Source organism: Knoellia sp. p5-6-4 (assembly GCF_029222705.1).
Classification (GTDB): Bacteria; Actinomycetota; Actinomycetes; order Actinomycetales; family Dermatophilaceae; genus Pedococcus_A.
On the sequence record NZ_JARGZF010000001.1, the window covers coordinates 1,057,111 to 1,073,920 of the forward strand.

Genomic DNA, 16,810 nt, shown 5'->3' on the forward strand with positions numbered 1-16,810 from the left:
GACGTGCCTCGCCCTGGCACCCGACCGGCTGGACCACCGAGAGGAGCAGTGACCATGGCTTCGCGCCTGAACCCCTACATCAGCTTCAAGGACGACGCCCGGGAGGCGATGGAGTTCTACCGGGGCGTCTTCGGCGGAACGCTGTCGATGAACACGTTCGGTGAGTTCGGCGCCGTGGACAGCCCCGACGCCGACAAGATCATGCACGCCATGCTCGAGACCGACTCGGGCTTCACGCTCATGGCCGCCGACACCCCTGAGGGAATGGCGTACACGCCGGGACAGAGCATCTCGATCAGCCTGAGCGGTGACGACGAGCAGGAGCTGCGCGGCTACTGGGACAAGCTGTCCGACGGCGGCACGGTGACGACGCCGCTCGAGAGGCAGATGTGGGGCGACACGTTCGGGATGTGCACCGACCGCTTCGGCATCGCCTGGCTGGTCAACATCGCAGGTGGCGACGCCCGGGAGTGACGGGCTCCCTCAGACCCGGGCGAGCACGGCCGCCAACGGCTCGGGCACGCGGCCGGGCTCCAATGCCTCGACCAGCAGCGCTGCGTAGCGCGCCTTGCGCCCGGACCGGGCCCCGAGGAAACGCCGGAGCACCGCCTCTCGCGCCCAGTCCCGCTGCGCGGGCATGCCCGCCAGGAGCCGCAGCGAGCGCCCTTCGCCGGCCGCCTCGATGACGCCCTCGACGGCATCGGCGCCAAGTGCCCTGATGAGCTCGTCCTCCAGATCCACCGAGCACTTGTAGAAGCCCAGACCGGACGGCACCCCAGCTTCGAGGGCTGCGCCGCCCAGGCCCGCCGCGGCCAGGCCGTGGAGGAGCTTCGCCTCGTCAGCGGCGTCGTAGATCCCCGCAAGGGGGATTCCGAGCCCGTGCGGCCCGTATCGCGTCGCGAAGGCGCGGGTGTTGGTGATCCCGCCCATCGCGACGACCTCGATGCCCTCGGCGGAGAGGTCCCGGCCGCCGCGCTCGGCCAAGGTGTGCAGCGCCACCCGGTCGCTGGCTCCCTCGACCAGCACGACGGCGCGCAGCATGGACACCTCACCATTAGGTGCGTTGTCCGCGCGCCGGTCAACTGCGCACGCGTGCGGCGCGAGGGCAACGCCGAACCGAGAGGGCCGTTCTCTCAGACGTTGAAGCGGAACTCCACGACGTCGCCGTCGGCCATGACGTACTCCTTGCCCTCCATGCGGACCTTGCCGGCCGCCTTGGCGGCGTTCATGGAGCCGGCCTCGACCAGGTCGTCGAAGGAGACGATCTCGGCCTTGATGAAGCCGCGCTGGAAGTCGGTGTGGATCACACCCGCGGCCTGCGGGGCGGTCCAGCCCTTGCGGATCGTCCAGGCGCGCGACTCCTTTGGCCCTGCCGTCAGGTAGGTCTGCAGCCCGAGGGTGTGAAAACCCTTGTGCGCCAGCTGGTTCAGGCCCGGCTCGGAGACACCGACCGACTCCAGCAGCTCGCGCGCCTCCTCGTCGTCGAGCTCAGCGAGCTCGGACTCGAGCTTGGCGTTGAGGAAGATCGCGTCGGCCGGGGCGACCATGGCCGACAGCTCCTTCTGCAGCCCCTCGTCGGTCAGCTGCTCCTCGTCGACGTTGAAGACGTAGAGGAACGGCTTGGTGGTGAGCAGGCCCAGCTCCCTCGCGAGGTCCATGTCGACCCCGGAAGCCGCGCCCGCGGCATACAGGGTCGTGCCCTCCTCGAGCACCTTCTGGGCGGCGAGCGCGGTGTCGAGCACCGCCTTGTCGGTCTTCTTGCCCTTGACCTCCTTCTCGAGGCGGGGCACCGCCTTCTCGAGGGTCTGGAGGTCGGCGAGGATCAGCTCGGTGTGGATGGTCTCGATGTCGTCCTTGGGCGAGACCTTGCCCTCGACGTGGTGCACGTCGTCGTCGTGGAACGCGCGCACCACCTGGCAGATGGCGTCGGCCTCACGGATGTTGGCGAGGAACTTGTTGCCCAGGCCCTCCCCCTCGGACGCGCCGCGCACGATGCCGGCGATGTCGACGAAGGACACGGTGGCCGGCAGCACGCGCTCGGAGCCGAAGATCTCGGCGAGCTTCGCGAGCCGCGTGTCGGGAAGCGGGACAACGCCGACGTTGGGCTCGATGGTCGCGAACGGGTAGTTCGCGGCGAGCACGTTGTTCTTGGTCAGCGCGTTGAAGAGCGTCGACTTGCCGACGTTCGGGAGACCGACGATTCCGATAGTGAGAGCCACAAGGAGAGGATTCTACCGGCGCGGCGACGTCGCCCGAGCCAGCTGCCGCGACAGGGCGACCAGCCGGCCCTCGCTGTCCCACACCTCGGCGTCCTCCTCGAGGTAACCGCCGGACAGCGTCCGGCTGGTGAGGTTGACCCGCAGCCAGCCCGGCGCAGGACGGCACCGCACGTGCGCGGTGAGCTCCAGCGTCGGCGTCCAGCCGGGCAGGCCGAGCTCGAAGGCCACCGGTGGCAGTGCGTCGACGGCCAGCAGGAGCAGCAGGGGGTCGGGCTCACGCCCGTCGGCCATCCGGAACCAGCCCCGGATGACACCGTTGCCCGAGGGCTTGCCCACCGCCCAGCCGGTCGTGGCCGGGTCGAGCCGCAGGTCGAGCCGCTCGAGCAGCGAGGCGTGCTTGAGGAACTGCGGCGGCGCCTGCTCCGCCGACACGCAGGCATCCGGCTCGGGCAGCTCCGGCGGCGTCGCGGTCGTGCTGGTGTCGCCGTCCACGGACGCGAGGTCGCCATAGGTCGCCAGCACGCGCACCCGCTCGACCTCACCACCGCTGCCGTCGTCCTGCAGCAGCGACGCCTGCCCGGTGGAGACGGCACGGCCCCGCCGCACCGCCTCGGTGCGCACGGTGACCGGACCGGGCGCGCCCGGCGTGAGGAAGTAGGCGCTGATCGCCATCGGGTCGGCGTGCCCCGGTATGCCGTCGGCGGACGCCTCGCCCAGCTCGCGCCGGAGCGCGTGGCCGGCGAGGGCGAGGAGCAGCCCGCCGTTGATGCCGCCGCCGATGCGCCAGCCCTCCCCCAGGGTGCCGTGATAGGTGCCGGCCCGGCTCGCGCCGGACTCGGCCTCGGCTGCCTCCAGCGCGATCTCGCGGTCGAACTCGCTCTGAGCTGGCATCACGCCTCCTGGCTGCGCGGACATCGGGCCGGACGGGCCCTCGCACAGTCTGCACCGGCGCCCGTCGGCATCCCCGCGAGGGTCAGGGCGCCGTCGTCTCCGGCGCCGCCGTGGACGTCGCGTCCTCCGTCGGGGAGCTGGTCGCAGTCTCCGTCGGTGAGGGCGAGGCGGTGTCGGTGCCCTCCGGCTCGGCCGCCGAGCCCGTGGGCGAGGCCGTGCCGGTGGCCGTCGAGCCGGCCGCGGGGGCTCCGTCGATCGGGTCCGGGCTGACCGAGCCAGTGCTCCCGTCAGCCGGGCTCGTGGCGCTCGCCACCCCCGTCGGTGTGCCGCTCTGGGCCGAGGGCGTCGAGGGTGTCGCGCCCGACGTCGCCGACGGGTCGACGCCCACGACGGCAAGGATCTGTCGCTCGAAGTCCTCCAACCGGGCCTGGATCTGCGAGAGCGGCACATCCTCCAGGCTGGCCCCGAACGCGGCGATCTCCCGCCACAGCGCCTCGAGCTCGGCCAGGGCCTGCGCGTCCAGGGCTTCCGGCACGGTGACGACCAGCTGCTGGGCGAGCGCGAAGGTGACGCACTCGACGCAGGCGTAGTTGACCGCCGCGGAGAGGTTCTGCGGCACGACGACGTCGGCCGACCCGACGACGAGCACCACCTGGAACGCGACCGCCACGGTGCGGCACCCGTCGCAGCTCGCGAGCGCATAGGCCTCGTTGGTGTTGAGGACCGTGTCGTCGTCGGCCCACACGAGCGCGAAGGCCACGTCGTAGGTCGTGCCCCCGTCGGTCGTGTTGACCGCGAGCGCCTGGTTGTCCCCCTCACCGGGAGGCGCCGGACGGTTGAAGGGGAACACCCACGTCGGGGCGGCAGGTGCGCTCGCGTCGGTGCCGGGTGCACCCCTGGTACCGGGCTGCGTCGCTGCGTGCCTCGGCACCAGCACCACGGCCAGCCCGGGCTTGTCTGCTGTGGGCACGGCGGCATCCGCCGGCCAGAGGGTGCGGGCCGTGCCGCTGCCTCCCTCGACCAGACCTGTCGGCGTGGCGCTGCGCAGGGAGATGGGCAGCACGTCCTGCACGACGCCCCGCTCGTAGGGACGGATGGGTCGGTAGGCGCCGGGGTCGGGCCACCAGGCCCAGGCCAGTCCGGCGACCACAGCCGCCGCCACGAGGCCGACCAGGCCACGACGCACGGGGCGGCCCTCGGTGCCCCGCCAGGCACGGGTGGCCACCTGCTGCGCCGCCCGCCCGATGATCACGAGGGTGCCCAGCGTCGGCAGGGCGATGGCCAGCAGCGACAGCACGCGCACACCCACGCCCAGCACCTCGCCCTCGCCGAAGCGCTCTGCCAGCAGGGCCGCCTGCTCCTGCAGGCTGTGGGCCGCGGTGCCGAGCAGGCGCGGCAGGGCCAGCACCATGAGGACGAGCACGGCCAGCAGCACGGGCACCACGACGAGCACCCAGGCGGTGACGACGGCACGGGCCCACGGCTTGAGCGCCGCTGCCTCCGGCGCGCGCCTGCTGCCGGGCGCGAGGCTGCGCAGGGTCGGCCCGATGCGGTGGAAGAGGTCGGGCACGCCGGTGAGGTCGGCGAGCACGTGGTAGCCGTCGAACCGCACCAGCGGGGCCAGCTGGCGCAGCATCTGCAGCACCTGGGTGGCGATGATGAGCAGCACCGCGTCCCAGCGCGTTGCCCACCACACCGCGAACATCACGATCGCGACGATGGCGTTGAAGTACAGGCCGCCGAGGTCGGTGCGCACGCGACCCGCCCGGCCGAGGCGGTAGCTGTCGGTGACGTCGGTGTAGAACGCCGGCCACACCAGGTAGAGCCCCGTGCCCATCGCGCCGGGGGTGGCGCCGCCGTAGCGGGCCGCGGCCGCGTGCCCGAACTCGTGGAAGCCGGCCGAGACGACCGTCAGCGCGAAGACGATCAGCAGCAGCCCGGGCTGGTCGAACGCCTGGTGCGTCGCCGACGCCAACCCCTTCTCGAACAGCACCCAGCCGCAGACGGCAAGGAAGGCGAGGCAGACCAGCGTGACGACCACGGGGGCGAACAGCCGAGCGAAGGGCGCCGTCACCCGGTTGGTGACGTCGGGGTCGGAGACCACGTAGCGGAAACGCAAAGCCAGCAACGGGTTCGAGCGCTTCAACTCCGGGTCGGACCCGTCGGCGAGCTGCAGGGCACCGAGCGTACGCAGGCGGTCACACAGGGCCTCGACATTCTCGGCCGTGACCTGTCGCCCGACGGCGGGCCCCACCACGTCGGCGATCTCGCCGTGGCTGCGCCGCCCGTCGGCGGTGGCCAGCACGGCATACAGCAGTGGTGTCAGCGCGATGGTCTGGCCATCGGAGCGACGGACCAGGGACGGCGGCTCCTTGTAGCCCGAACCGGCGACTTCGCCGATCAGCTCGAGCCCGGTGGCCCGCACCGGCACGTCGGCGGCCGGGGGCGCCTGCGCGCCCCCGGCTGCCGCGGTGCCACTCGCCTCGTGGAGGGCACTCACGCCGCGCTACTGGTTGATGCCCGAGGTCTGGTTGATCGTGGCCTCGGCGTCGGCGTCGATGTCCTGCGTGATGATCGCGTCCTGCTGGGCCACGGCCACGGCGTCGGAGTCGACCGACGCGACGTTGGCGGCCACGGCTGCGTCGATCGGCGCAGCGACGTTGGCGTTGGCCGCCACCGCACCACCGATCGGCGCGGCGACGTCGAGGTCGGCGGCGAGGTCGACGTCCACGTCGAGCAGGTCGCCGTCGAGCACGGACCCGGTGTCGGTCGGGTCGGTGGCGTCGACGCCGGTGCCCGAGTCGGTGGTGCCGTCGGTGGTGCCACCAGTGCTGCCGTCGCCTGCTGCCGCGTCACCCGCGGTCTGGTCGATGGTGCTGTCCTGGTTGCCTTCGGCGACGGCCTCGCCCGCGAGGCCCTGGTCGATGACGACGCCCTGGTCGGCGAGCGCCTGGGCCGTGGAGCCGCTGGACAGGACGTTGGCGCCGACCGCCGCGTCGATCGGTGCGGCGACGTTGGCGTTCGCCGCGACCGCGAGGTCGATGGGCGCCGCGGCGTCGAGCCCGAGGTCGAGGTCGGCGTTGAGGTCGAGGAGGCTGATGACCTCCTTGTCGGGCAGCGCGGTGCCGCCCTCGGCAGCCAGCTCCTCGTCGGACAGCGGCTTCATCTCTGACTCGCTCATGGTCCCCTGCTCCTCCCGGCGCGGGATGTCCGCGCACACTGGTGTGCGACGCCCTGCTCATCGCGGTGCTCCCCAGCTCGCGTCGACGGTTCCGGAGCCTAGGCGCGCCCCCGGAAACCCACCACTCGAACGGTTCGCCACCTCGTCAACGAGAACGGGTGGGGCCGGGTTACGCGCTCACAGCGCCGGCAGGCCGTCCTCGAGGTATGCCGTGGGGCCGGCGTGCGTGGCGAGGAACGCCAGCAGCCGCTGGTTGTAGGGCGCGACCCGCTCCTCGAGCTCCTCCTCGTCGACCCAGTGCAGCGCGCGAATCTCCCTGGGCTGCAGTGCTGCCCGCAGCGGGAGGTCGTGGTCGGCGATGCCGAGGTCGAAGACGAAGACGGTCGCGTCGGTCCAGCCACGCCATGGCGGAAGCCAGTTCACGGCCAGCAGCCCCTGCGGGCGCACCTCCAGGCCGAGCTCTTCCCGCACCTCGCGGACCAGGCACTCCGACGGCGACTCCGTCGGGTCGATGACACCGCCCGGCAGGTCCCACTCGCCCTTGTAGGTCAGCTCGCAGAGGAGCACCCGACCCTCGGGGTTGCGCAGCACTCCCTGGGCGATCGCGCGCTTGGTGGGCAGGGTGGAGTTGAGGATGCCGATGAAGCCCTCACGCGTGTCCGGCTCGGGGTCGCTGCGCAGCCGCCCGAGGACGACGGTGTCGTGCCGCTCGCCGCCCAGCAGGGTGTTGCCCCGCATCAGCCCCTCGCGACGCAGGCCGGCCCGGTGTGCGACGCGCAGCGAAGCGCGGTTGAGCGGGTTCACGTGCGCCTCGACCCGCTCGAGCCCGAGGGCCTCGAAGGCGAACCGGACCAGCAGGCGCACCGCCCGAGTCGCCAGGCCCTTCTCGCGGTAGGGCGCGTAGATCGCCCATGACAGCACGCCGACGCCGTGCTCGGCCCGGCGCACGTCGACCGACCCGACGGGCTCGCCGTTCCACTCGCACAGGAAGGTCGCCTTCACGGCTCCGTCGGCCCACTCCCGCGCCGTGCGGTCGACCCACGCGGCGTGCTCCTGCGCGGTGGGCACGGCCTCGGAGAACCCGAACCACCGGGCGATGACCTCGTCGTGCAGGTGCCGGGTGGCCTCCGCGTCGCCGGGCTGCCAGCCCCGCAGGACGAGGTCGCCGTCGCGCAGGGTGGGCTGCTCGGACCGGGACATGCCGCCAGCCTACGGCGGGGTGTCACCGGTCGCTGGCAGGGTCTGCGGCATGGAAACCGTGCTCGCGCTCATCGCCGGCCTCGTGGTCGGCGCCACCGTCTCCGCTCTCGTCGTCCGTCAGCTGGGGGCGGTGCGGGCCGCAGCCACCTCCGCCGAACGCGACCTGCTGCGCGAGCGGGTGCTCGACCTCGAGGCCGCCCTCGCCGACGACGCCCAGACGGCCGCGGCCCTGGCGCCGCTGCGCGACACCCTGGCCCGGGTGGAGACGCAGGTCGGCACCCTGGAGCGCGACCGCATCCACCAGTTCGCGGCCCTCGAGCGCACGATCGCCCAGGTGCACGCCTCCACCGCCTCGCTCGACCGGCAGACGCAGAGCCTCGCCGGCTCCCTCAACGCGTCCACCGTGCGTGGCGCGTGGGGTGAGGTGCAGCTGCGACGGGTCCTCGAGCACGCCGGCCTGTTGGCCCGGTGCGACTTCGACGAGCAGGTGTGCCGCGTGAGCCGGCACGGCAAGCAGGTGCGCCCCGACGTCGTCGTCCAGCTCCCCGGCAGCAAGCACCTCGTCGTCGACTCCAAGGCACCCATGACGGCCTTCCTCCAGGCGCAGGCCGACGAGCTCCCCGCCGAGCAGCGGGGCGAGCTGCTGCGCCAGCACGCCACCCACCTCAAGGGCCACGTCCGCTCGCTCGCCGACAAGGACTACTGGTCGGCCTTCGAGACCGCGCCCGAGATGGTGGTCTGCTTCGTCCCGAGCGAGGCCATGCTCTCCGCCGCCCTCTCGGCCGACCCCAGCCTGCACGAGGAGGCCATGGCCCGGCGCGTCGTGCTGGTCGGGCCCGGCGCGCTCCTGGCCCTCCTGCGCACGGTGGCGTTCACCTGGCAGCAGGACGCGCTGACCGCGAACGCCCGCGAGCTCATGAAGGTGGGGCGGGAGCTCTACGACCGGCTCGGCACGCTCGGCTCGCACACCGCGAAGATGGGCACCGCCCTGCAGCGCTCCGTGGAGGCCTACAACCAGATGGTCGGCGCCCTGGAGGCGCGGGTGCTCGTCTCCGCGCGGAAGATGCGCGACCTCGAGGTGGTCGAGGCCGAGCTGCCCCAGCCGTCACCCGTCGAGGTGGGTCCTCGGGTGCTGACCGCGATGGAGCTGATCGAAGCCGCCACCGCGGACGACGAGCGCCCGCAGCTCGACTTCGTCGCCACGGACCAGCGGTCCGACCCCGGAGCGGACCGCCTCATCTCCTGAGAGCTGGGGGCGCGGACGGACCGCAACCCGAGGACGACCCGCGCTCAGCCGCCGCCGAGCTCCGTGAGGTGGGCCAGGAGCGCAGCCCGGATGCGGGTCCGCGGCATGAGGCGAGGATGCATCGTGCCGTGCAGGGCCAGACCGTCGACGAGGGCGTGCAGGCGGTCGGTCTCGAGCACGAGGTCGCGCCCCCCTCCGTCCTCGCCGACGACGAGCCGCACGCTGGAGTGGCAGAGCTGGCGCAGCCCGCGGTGCGACTCCTCGGTGATGCCCCGCAGCTCGTCGTCCGTGCGCGCGGCCGCGGAGAGCGCCAGCCACACCTCCGCCTCGGCTCGGCGCTGGGCGTCCATGGGAAGCACCTCCTCGAGGAGGTCGGCCACGCCCGCGAGGTCGCGCACCTCTGCCACCACCGCCGCGATCCGTTCCTGCACCCGCTCGGTGAGCGTCTGCATGGCGAAGGCGATCAGCTCGTTCTGGCTCGAGAAGTAGTGCCGGATCGAGCCGGTCGACCAGCCGGCCTCTGCCGCCAGCGTCCGCACCGAGGCCCCGGCGAAGCCGTCCCGGCGGAGGACGCGCCACAGGGCGTCCGCGATCTCCTGACGGCGCTGGGCGTGGTCCACGACGCGAGGCACGGATCCGTTGTATCACGACTGTGCTAGATTGTTTCTAATACAGTCGTGCCAAATACACGTTGATCCAGGAGGGGGACGTGCTGGTCGGGCTCATCGTGTTCTGCGAGGTCATGTTCTGGGTCGTGCTGCTCGCCGGCCTCGCCACGCGCTACCTGCTGCGCCGCCCGCGGCTCGGCGCCGGGCTGCTGGTGGCCGCCCCATTGGTCGACCTGGTGCTGCTCACCGCCACGGCCCTCGACCTGCGCTCCGGCGGGACGGCCTCGGTGGCGCACTCCCTCGCCGCGGTCTACATCGGCGTCTCGGTCGGTTTCGGCCACTGCATGGTGCGCTGGGCAGACGCCCGCTTCGCCCAGCGCTTCGCCGGAGGCCCCGCCCCGACCCCCAAGCCGCGGCACGGCGCCGCGCACGCGGCCTACGAGCGGGCCGGCTGGCTGCGCCACCTCACTGCTTGGACGGTGGGGGTCGGCCTCATGGGTCTGGCCGTCCTCGTGGTCGGCGACAGCGAGCGCACGAGCGCTCTCGTCGACACGATGCGTCTGTGGTCGGTGGTCCTGGTGGCCGACGCGGCGATCTCGCTGAGCTACTCGCTGTGGCCCAGGAAGGCACCCGCCTAGCGGCTACGCCTCCGAAGTCAGTCGGAGATCGCGTAGTCGATCGGCTTGCAGACGCCGCCGTTGGACTTCTCGGCCGAGCACGCCGTCAGGCCGACGTGCAGGTCCACCTCGGCCCGCACCGCGAACCGGTCGCCTGCCTTCGAGGTCGGCGGGTCGATGTGCAGCTCGCCGGTCTCGTCGGTCCACACGTTCATGAAGATGTTGAGCGTGGTGCTGATCTGGTCGGGTGCGACGCCGAACTGCTCGAGGCCGAGGCACAGGTTCTCGAAGCAGCTCGGGTGGTAGGCCCCCTCGAACTCGGGGTAGAGCAGGTCGAAGGTCTGCTGGCTGCAGGGCGTGAGCAGGAAGTCGTGCCGACCGCAGGTGTCCTCGACGATGGTCGCCATCGGCCGGCTCCGGTTGCTGTAGAGCACGTCGCCGGTGGTGAAGTACACCTTGTTGCCGTAGTCGATGGTGCGCCCGCTCGAGAGCCACTCACCGTGGTCCTCGGCGCTGAAGGCGAAGAAGTCGCTCACCTGGACACCGCTGGGGTCGACCACGGTGAGCGCCTGCCCGGCGCGCAGCAGGAGTCCGGTGCCGGTCTGGGGCGCCAGCCGCGTGAACCCCGCCTCCGGTGCCGGCGCGTCCTGGGCCGCCGGGGAGGGCGCTTCGGACCCTGACTGGCTCATGCGTGTGCTCCCTCGGTGTCGGCGATGGCGTCGGGGTCGGGCTCGAACGGCGGCTCCCAACCCTCCTCGAGCTCGCGACCCGAGTACTGGCGGGCCTCGGAGGCCGTCCCGTAGTCGCCGACCATGGGGTTCACGCTGCCCTGCAGCTCCTCGTCGCGGCGCCGGATCGTGTCGCGCATCCGCTCGAACGCGCCGCTCTCGCGCAGGGCCTCGAACTGCTCGTGCAGGTTGAACACCAGCACCGGCAGCGGGAACCGCCGCGCCTCCCGGGACGCCTCGGGGTGCAGGCCGACGATGAAGAACGGCGTGCCCGCCACGCTGAAGCCGAAGTGCGGGTCGTTGGGGTCAGCCGACACCTCGGGCGCCCACGGCTCCTCGTCGACGTCGTGCAGACGCTGCAGCAGCGCCCAGAGCATGTCCTCGAAGTGCTTCTCGTCGTGCACCTGCGGCCCGCGGAACCCGGCGACGAAGGAGGCGAAACCCTCCTCGGTGTCGACGGTCCGCGAGTAGTCGCGCAGCTGCTCGAAAAGGCGACGAGCCGTGTCCGGGCTCTCCATGTCCCCGTGCAGCACGACGGTGGCCCGGTCACGCCGGAAGACCGACTTGGCCCCCAGGCAGGGGTAGTCGGGTCCCAGCACGCGCTCGGACAACAGCTCCTCGAGCTCCTCGACGGAGCCCACGGCGGCATGCGGCATCGACGGCCTTTCCTCGGACTGGGTGGCAGGCCCTGACCTGCGCTTTCATCCTAGGTAGGCACCGTCGAGACCGCGCGTCTAGTGGAGGCTGCCCGCCTCGCTGAAGGACGCGTCGTGGCGCATCTTGTCGGAGAGGCCGCGCGCCTTGAGGTCGCGGCGGATCTCGTTGGGCAGCGCGAAGAGCAGGCTCTCCTCGGCAGCCACCACCGGGTTCACGTCCTCGTAGCCGCGCTGGGCGAGGAACTCGAGCACGTCGCGGACGAGCACCTCCGGCACCGAGGCACCCGAGGTCACGCCGACCGTCTGGACCCCCTCGAGCCACCCCTCGTCGATCTCGTCGGCGTAGTCGACCAGGTGGCCCGCCCGGGCGCCGTGCTCGAGGGCGACCTCGACGAGGCGCACCGAGTTGGAGGAGTTGCGCGAGCCGACCACGATCATGAGGTCGGTCTCGGGTGCCATCTGCTTCACGGCGAGCTGGCGGTTCTGCGTGGCGTAGCAGATGTCGTCGCTGGGCGGGTTCTGCAGGTCGGGGAACCGCTCCTTGAGGCGCCGGACGGTCTCCATCGTCTCGTCGACCGAGAGCGTCGTCTGCGAGAGCCAGACGACCTTCTCGGGGTCTCGCACGGTGACGTTCTCCACGTCGTCGGGGCCGTCGACCAGGGTGATGTGGTCGGGCGCCTCGCCCGAGGTGCCGACGACCTCCTCGTGGCCCTCGTGGCCGATGAGGAGGATGTCGTAGTCGTCGTTGGCGAAGCGGACGGCCTCGCGGTGGACCTTGGTCACCAGCGGGCAGGTCGCGTCGATCGTCTTCAGGCTGAGCGCCTTGGCCTCCTCGTGCACCACGGGGGCCACGCCGTGGGCCGAGAAGATCACGGTGGCGCCCTCGGGCACCTCGTCGGTCTCCTCGACGAAGATCGCGCCGCGCTTCTGCAGCGTGGTCACGACGTGCTTGTTGTGCACGATCTCCTTGCGCACGTAGACCGGCGGGCCGTAGAGCTCCAGCGCCTTCTCGACCGTCACCACGGCCCGGTCGACGCCGGCGCAGTACCCGCGCGGGGCAGCCAGCAGGACACGTTTGGAGGCAGAGGTCATGTGCCCATGGTAGGTGGCCGGTCCGGAACGCCCGAATCCGCGAGGCCCTGCCCACGAGCCCGTATGCCGCCACCGCCGCCACGCGGCATACTTCCCACCAACCCGTGGCGCGAGATCCCAGCTCTCGCGCCCTGGCGCCCTCGGTGGCGTGAGAGGCGGGATCCGCCGCCACCGCCAATTGGCGTGGTGCGCGAGCCCGCCGTCGGCTGCGGCTCCTAGAGTGGCGTCCGTGACCCCGCCAGACCTGCCCGAGCGGGCCGCCGACACCACGGCCGACCAGCCGTGGCCCGTGCGGCTGCTGAGCATGCGGATCGCCGAGTACGTCGAGAAGATGTCGGTGCTCTGGGTCGAGGGCCAGGTCGTCCAGCTCAACCGCCGCCCAGGCGCCCGCACCGCCTACCTCACCCTGCGCGACCCCGACGTCGACATGTCGCTCTCGGTCGCGATCCAGGTCAACGCGCTCGATGCGATGGCCGCCCCGCTCACGCAGGGCGCCCGGGTCGTCCTGCAGGCCAAGCCCGTCTTCTGGACCCAGCGCGGCTCACTGATGCTCGACGCCCGCCAGATCCGGCCGGTCGGCGTGGGCGAGCTGCTAGCCCGCATCGAGCACCTCAAGCGCACCCTCGCCTTAGAGGGCCTGTTCGCCGCCGAGCGCAAGAAGTCCCTGCCCTTCCTGCCCCGCACCGTCGGGCTGGTCTGCGGCCGCGCGAGCGCCGCCGAGAAGGACGTGGTCGAGAACGCCCGCCGCCGCTGGCCGACGGTGCGCTTCGCCATCCGCGAGGTCGCGGTGCAGGGCCCGACGGCGGTCACCGAGGTCACCGCGGCCCTCCAGGAGCTCGACGCCGACCCGGCGGTCGAGGTCATCGTCATCGCCCGGGGCGGCGGCTCCGTCGAGGACCTGCTGCCGTTCAGCAACGAGACCCTGCTGCGCGCCGTCGCCGCGGCACGCACCCCCGTGGTCAGCGCCATCGGCCACGACGTCGACACCCCGCTGCTCGACCACGTCGCCGACTGGCGGGCCTCCACCCCCACCGACGCCGCCAAGTTGGTGGTGCCCGACGCCGCCGACGAGCGCCGCGGCATACAGCAGTCACGCCTGCGGGCCCGGCGGGCCCTCGCCGGGCGCATCGACGGCGAGCGCCGGCACCTGACCGCGGTCCGCTCGCGGCCGGTCATGGCCGACCCCACAGCGATCATCAGGGCCCGGCGCGAGGAGCTCGAGGCCCTGCGGCACCGGGCCCGCCACCGGGTGACCGCGGCCGTGCACCGGGCCGCCGACCAGGTGGAGCACCTGCGCGCGCAGGTGCGCACCCTCTCGCCCCTGTCGACGCTGGAGCGCGGGTATGCCGTGGTGCAGCACGCGGACGGGCGGATCGTCATGGACCAGGCCGACCTCGACGTCAACGAGCTGCTGCGCATCCGGGTGGCCCGTGGGGACTTCGGGGCCCGTGTCGTGGGGCTGCCCTAGGGTGGTCGCCATGCCCAAGGAGACCCAGGCGCCCCCCACGCCCGCGGAGGAGTTCCCCGACATCGCCGAGCTGCCCTACGAGGCCGCCCGCGACGAGCTCGTCGCCATCGTGGCCCAGCTCGAGGGCGGGCAGGCGGGCCTGGAGGAGAGCATGCGCCTGTGGCGACGGGGCGAGGCCCTCGCGGCACACTGCAGCACCTGGCTCGACGAGGCCGAGGCCACGCTCGGCGGCTCGGACAGCGCGGAGTAGCTACCCCGCGGGCTGCACGGGCCGGAGCGTCTCGGCGAAGGCCTTGAGCTCGTCGAAGGTGCCGGTCCCGGTGATGAGGGTGGTCAGCCCGTCGGCCGTCTCCTCGGTGGAGAGCAGGCTGCGCTGCACCTTGGGGCTGCGCTCGAACGTCGTCCACGTCTGGCCGGCCGCCTGCACCTCGCCGGTGCGCCTGGCGCGGTTGGTCTGCGCCTCGATCCACCCCTGCGTGGCGTCCTGGGTCTGCTCGAGCGCCACGTAGTTGCCGGTCGGCGACTGGTAGCCCGCGTGCCAGGTCTGCAGGCCGTCGGTGCTGCGGACGTACCGGACACTGGTGGCCTTCCACCCCTCCGGCAGGCCCTCGGGCCGGGAGATCGCCCAGCCGCTCTCGCGGGCCACCTCGACGGCAGCGGCCGCCACGTTGACCGGCGGCTGGGAGACGGTGTTGACCCGGGGCACGATCGCGATGAGCGCCGCCACCAGTGCCGCCACGACCAACAGGGAACGAGCCATGTTGGCGACGGTTCCGGCGGCGTAGGAACTGCGGGGCGACGACGTGCTCACCTTCCTATCGTCCCTGACGGGCACCACGCCGCGCGAACCGCCCCACCCCGATAGAGTCGACCGCATCACCCGCTGACGCGTGAAGGAAATGCCGCATGCCCGAAGACACCCTGCCCAGTGCCCTCCGCGTGGGTGGCGAGGCCCCGGACCGCAACCTCGCCCTGGAGCTGGTCCGCGTCACCGAGGCTGCGGCCATGGCCGGTGGCCGGTGGGTGGGCCGCGGCGACAAGAACGGTGCCGACGGCGCGGCCGTGGAGGCCATGCGGGCGCTCATCTCGACGGTGTCGATGAAGGGCACCGTCGTGATCGGTGAGGGCGAGAAGGACGACGCCCCGATGCTCTACAACGGCGAGGAGGTCGGCGACGGCAACGGTCCGGAGTGCGACGTCGCGGTCGACCCGATCGACGGCACCACGCTCACGGCGAAGGGGCAGTCCAACGCCGTCTCGGTGCTCGCCGTCTCCGAGCGCGGCTCGATGTACGACCCCAGCGCCGTCTTCTACATGGACAAGCTGGTGACCGGACCCGAGGCGGCCGACGTCGTCGACATCCGCCTGCCGGTGAAGGAGAACATCCGGCGCATCGCCAAGGCCAAGCGCGAGGGCCCCGAGGACGTCACGGTCGTCATGCTCGACCGACCCCGCCACGAGGGCATCGCCAAGGAGGTCCGCGACGCCGGCGCCCGGCTGCGGTTCATCTCCGACGGCGACGTGGCGGGCGCGATCATGGCCGCCCGCGACGACACCGGCATCGACCTGCTCCTCGGTATCGGCGGCACCCCGGAGGGCATCATCGCCGCCTGCGCCATCAAGTGCCTCGGCGGCGTGATCCAGGGCCGCCTGTGGCCCCAGGACGACGACGAGCGGCAGCGGGCCGTCGACGCCGGCCACGACCTCGACGCCGTGCTGGCCACCGACGACCTCGTCACCAGCGAGAACTGCTTCTTCGTCGCCACAGGCATCACCGACGGCGAGCTCCTCAAGGGCGTCCGCTACCGCGCCGGCAGCATCACCACCCACTCGCTGGTGATGCGCTCGAAGTCGGGCACGATCCGCGTCATCGAGAGCCACCACCAGCTCGAGAAGCTGCGGGCCTACAGCGCGATCGACTTCGAGCGCGGCGCCACGGCCAGGCAGTCGTGAGCGGGCGCTGCGGTGAGCGGGTGCTGCGGTGAGTGAGCGCGTCCTCGTCATCGGCGAGGCCCTGATCGACCGGGTCAGCGACGCTGTCGGAGACGTGGTCGAGCACCCGGGCGGCAGCCCCGCCAACGTCGCCGTGGGCCTGGCCCGGCTCGACCACCACGTCGACTTCGCGACGCGGCTCGGACCCGACGAGCGCGGCACCCGCATCGCGAACCACCTGACCCGGCACGGTGTCTCGCTGCTGCGCACCACGACCGGGAAGCACCCCACCTCCGTGGCCGAGGCCCGGCTCGACGCCGCCGGCGCCGCGGAGTACACCTTCGACCTGCACTGGGACCTGCCCCACGTCGACATCCCGGCCAAGGCCGGCCACGTCCACACGGGCTCCATCGCCGCGATCCTCGAGCCGGGCGCACGGTCCGTGCTGGCGGCCCTGGGGGCAGCACGCGAGCACGCCACGGTGTCCTACGACCCCAACATCCGGCCCGACATCATGGGTGACCTCGACCTGGTCCGCGAGCGCGTCGAGGAGCTCATCGCCCTCGCCGACGTCGTCAAGGCGAGCGAGGACGACCTGCTCCTGCTCTACCCGGGCTCGCCCGTCTCGGAGGTGCTCCGCCGCTGGGGCACCCTCGGACCGACCCTCGTCGTCGTCACGCGTGGCCCGCACGGGGTCGTCTTCGGCCTGAGCACCACCGGTGAGGTCGCCTCCGCCCCGACGCGGGCCGAGACCGTGGTCGACACCGTGGGCGCCGGCGACTCGTTCATGGCAGGGCTGCTCTCCGGTCTCGCCTCGGCGGGCCTGACCGGCGTCGAGGGCCGCAAGCGCCTGGCCGAGGCGACGCTGGCCGACGTGCGCCCGGCGGTCGACCGTGCCCTGGCCTGCGCGGCGGCCACCGTCGCACGGGCCGGCGCCTACGCGCCGAGCCTCGACGAGCTCTGAGCGGTATG

At 72.3% G+C, this 16,810-nt stretch carries 18 protein-coding genes; 7 read left to right on the plus strand and 11 right to left on the minus strand.

What is annotated here, in order from left to right; all coding sequences use genetic code 11:
• The first annotated feature begins 54 nt into the window (after positions 1 to 54).
• Positions 55 to 474, plus strand: coding sequence for a VOC family protein (locus tag P2F65_RS05050; protein WP_275804774.1), 420 nt, complete (start codon positions 55 to 57; stop codon positions 472 to 474).
• Between the two features lie 9 nt (positions 475 to 483).
• On the opposite strand, the gene P2F65_RS05055 is transcribed toward P2F65_RS05050, so the two are convergent.
• From P2F65_RS05055 to P2F65_RS05080, 6 genes are all read right to left on the minus strand, one after another.
• Complete coding sequence (locus P2F65_RS05055; protein WP_275804776.1) at positions 484 to 1,041, minus strand: TOPRIM nucleotidyl transferase/hydrolase domain-containing protein; 558 nt, start codon at positions 1,039 to 1,041, stop codon at positions 484 to 486.
• A 92-nt stretch (positions 1,042 to 1,133) separates the two neighbouring features.
• Entirely contained in the window at positions 1,134 to 2,219 is a 1,086-nt protein-coding gene (ychF, locus tag P2F65_RS05060; RefSeq protein WP_275804778.1) for a redox-regulated ATPase YchF, read from the minus strand.
• Between the two features lie 12 nt (positions 2,220 to 2,231).
• Positions 2,232 to 3,110 carry a thioesterase family protein gene (locus P2F65_RS05065; RefSeq protein WP_275804779.1) on the minus strand — a complete coding sequence of 293 codons (879 nt, stop codon included), beginning with the start codon at positions 3,108 to 3,110 and terminating at the stop codon, positions 2,232 to 2,234.
• Positions 3,111 to 3,192: 82 nt separating this feature from the next.
• Positions 3,193 to 5,610, minus strand: a complete 2,418-nt coding sequence (locus P2F65_RS05070; RefSeq protein WP_275804781.1) for a hypothetical protein — start codon at positions 5,608 to 5,610, stop codon at positions 3,193 to 3,195.
• A 6-nt stretch (positions 5,611 to 5,616) separates the two neighbouring features.
• Positions 5,617 to 6,291, minus strand: coding sequence for a peptidoglycan-binding protein (locus P2F65_RS05075; RefSeq protein ID WP_275804783.1), 675 nt, complete (start codon positions 6,289 to 6,291; stop codon positions 5,617 to 5,619).
• Between the two features lie 177 nt (positions 6,292 to 6,468).
• The gene (locus tag P2F65_RS05080; protein ID WP_275804785.1) at positions 6,469 to 7,491 is read right to left on the minus strand and encodes an NUDIX hydrolase; all 1,023 of its coding nucleotides are present in this window, start codon (positions 7,489 to 7,491) and stop codon (positions 6,469 to 6,471) included.
• Between the two features lie 49 nt (positions 7,492 to 7,540).
• Between P2F65_RS05080 and P2F65_RS05085 the strand changes: the two genes are divergently transcribed.
• Entirely contained in the window at positions 7,541 to 8,737 is a 1,197-nt protein-coding gene (locus P2F65_RS05085) for a DNA recombination protein RmuC (RefSeq protein ID WP_275804787.1), read from the plus strand.
• 44 nt (positions 8,738 to 8,781) lie between these two features.
• Here the strand turns inward: P2F65_RS05085 and P2F65_RS05090 are convergent, their stop codons facing one another.
• Positions 8,782 to 9,369, minus strand: coding sequence for a TetR/AcrR family transcriptional regulator (locus P2F65_RS05090; RefSeq protein WP_275804789.1), 588 nt, complete (start codon positions 9,367 to 9,369; stop codon positions 8,782 to 8,784).
• A gap of 77 nt (positions 9,370 to 9,446) precedes the next feature.
• Here P2F65_RS05090 and P2F65_RS05095 point away from each other — a divergent pair, with 77 nt between their 5' ends.
• The gene (locus P2F65_RS05095) at positions 9,447 to 9,983 is read left to right on the plus strand and encodes a hypothetical protein (protein WP_275804791.1); all 537 of its coding nucleotides are present in this window, start codon (positions 9,447 to 9,449) and stop codon (positions 9,981 to 9,983) included.
• Between the two features lie 17 nt (positions 9,984 to 10,000).
• Here P2F65_RS05095 and P2F65_RS05100 read toward each other — a convergent pair whose 3' ends face one another.
• The 3 genes from P2F65_RS05100 to P2F65_RS05110 form a co-directional block, all read right to left on the minus strand.
• Complete coding sequence (locus tag P2F65_RS05100) at positions 10,001 to 10,651, minus strand: urea carboxylase-associated family protein (protein ID WP_275804793.1); 651 nt, start codon at positions 10,649 to 10,651, stop codon at positions 10,001 to 10,003.
• Complete coding sequence (gene gntA / locus P2F65_RS05105) at positions 10,648 to 11,346, minus strand: guanitoxin biosynthesis heme-dependent pre-guanitoxin N-hydroxylase GntA (RefSeq protein WP_275804795.1); 699 nt, start codon at positions 11,344 to 11,346, stop codon at positions 10,648 to 10,650. Before gntA ends, P2F65_RS05100 begins: the two co-directional genes overlap by 4 nt.
• Before the next feature lie 78 nt (positions 11,347 to 11,424).
• Entirely contained in the window at positions 11,425 to 12,438 is a 1,014-nt protein-coding gene (locus tag P2F65_RS05110; RefSeq protein ID WP_275804797.1) for a 4-hydroxy-3-methylbut-2-enyl diphosphate reductase, read from the minus strand.
• Positions 12,439 to 12,667: 229 nt separating this feature from the next.
• Here P2F65_RS05110 and xseA point away from each other — a divergent pair, with 229 nt between their 5' ends.
• Both xseA and P2F65_RS05120 read left to right on the plus strand, forming a co-directional pair.
• Positions 12,668 to 13,906: an exodeoxyribonuclease VII large subunit gene (gene xseA, locus P2F65_RS05115; RefSeq protein WP_275804799.1), complete on the plus strand. Its 1,239-nt coding sequence runs from the start codon at positions 12,668 to 12,670 to the stop codon at positions 13,904 to 13,906.
• Positions 13,907 to 13,916: 10 nt separating this feature from the next.
• Entirely contained in the window at positions 13,917 to 14,156 is a 240-nt protein-coding gene (locus tag P2F65_RS05120) for an exodeoxyribonuclease VII small subunit (protein ID WP_275804801.1), read from the plus strand.
• On the opposite strand, the gene P2F65_RS05125 is transcribed toward P2F65_RS05120, so the two are convergent.
• Complete coding sequence (locus tag P2F65_RS05125; RefSeq protein WP_275804802.1) at positions 14,157 to 14,717, minus strand: DUF4245 domain-containing protein; 561 nt, start codon at positions 14,715 to 14,717, stop codon at positions 14,157 to 14,159.
• 95 nt (positions 14,718 to 14,812) lie between these two features.
• Between P2F65_RS05125 and glpX the strand changes: the two genes are divergently transcribed.
• Together glpX and P2F65_RS05135 are read left to right on the plus strand one after the other, a co-directional pair.
• Positions 14,813 to 15,859: a class II fructose-bisphosphatase gene (gene glpX, locus P2F65_RS05130; protein ID WP_275804804.1), complete on the plus strand. Its 1,047-nt coding sequence runs from the start codon at positions 14,813 to 14,815 to the stop codon at positions 15,857 to 15,859.
• Positions 15,860 to 15,887: 28 nt separating this feature from the next.
• A complete protein-coding gene (locus P2F65_RS05135; RefSeq protein WP_275804805.1) occupies positions 15,888 to 16,802 on the plus strand; it encodes a carbohydrate kinase in 915 nt (304 codons plus the stop codon).
• The last annotated feature ends 8 nt before the right edge of the window (positions 16,803 to 16,810 follow it).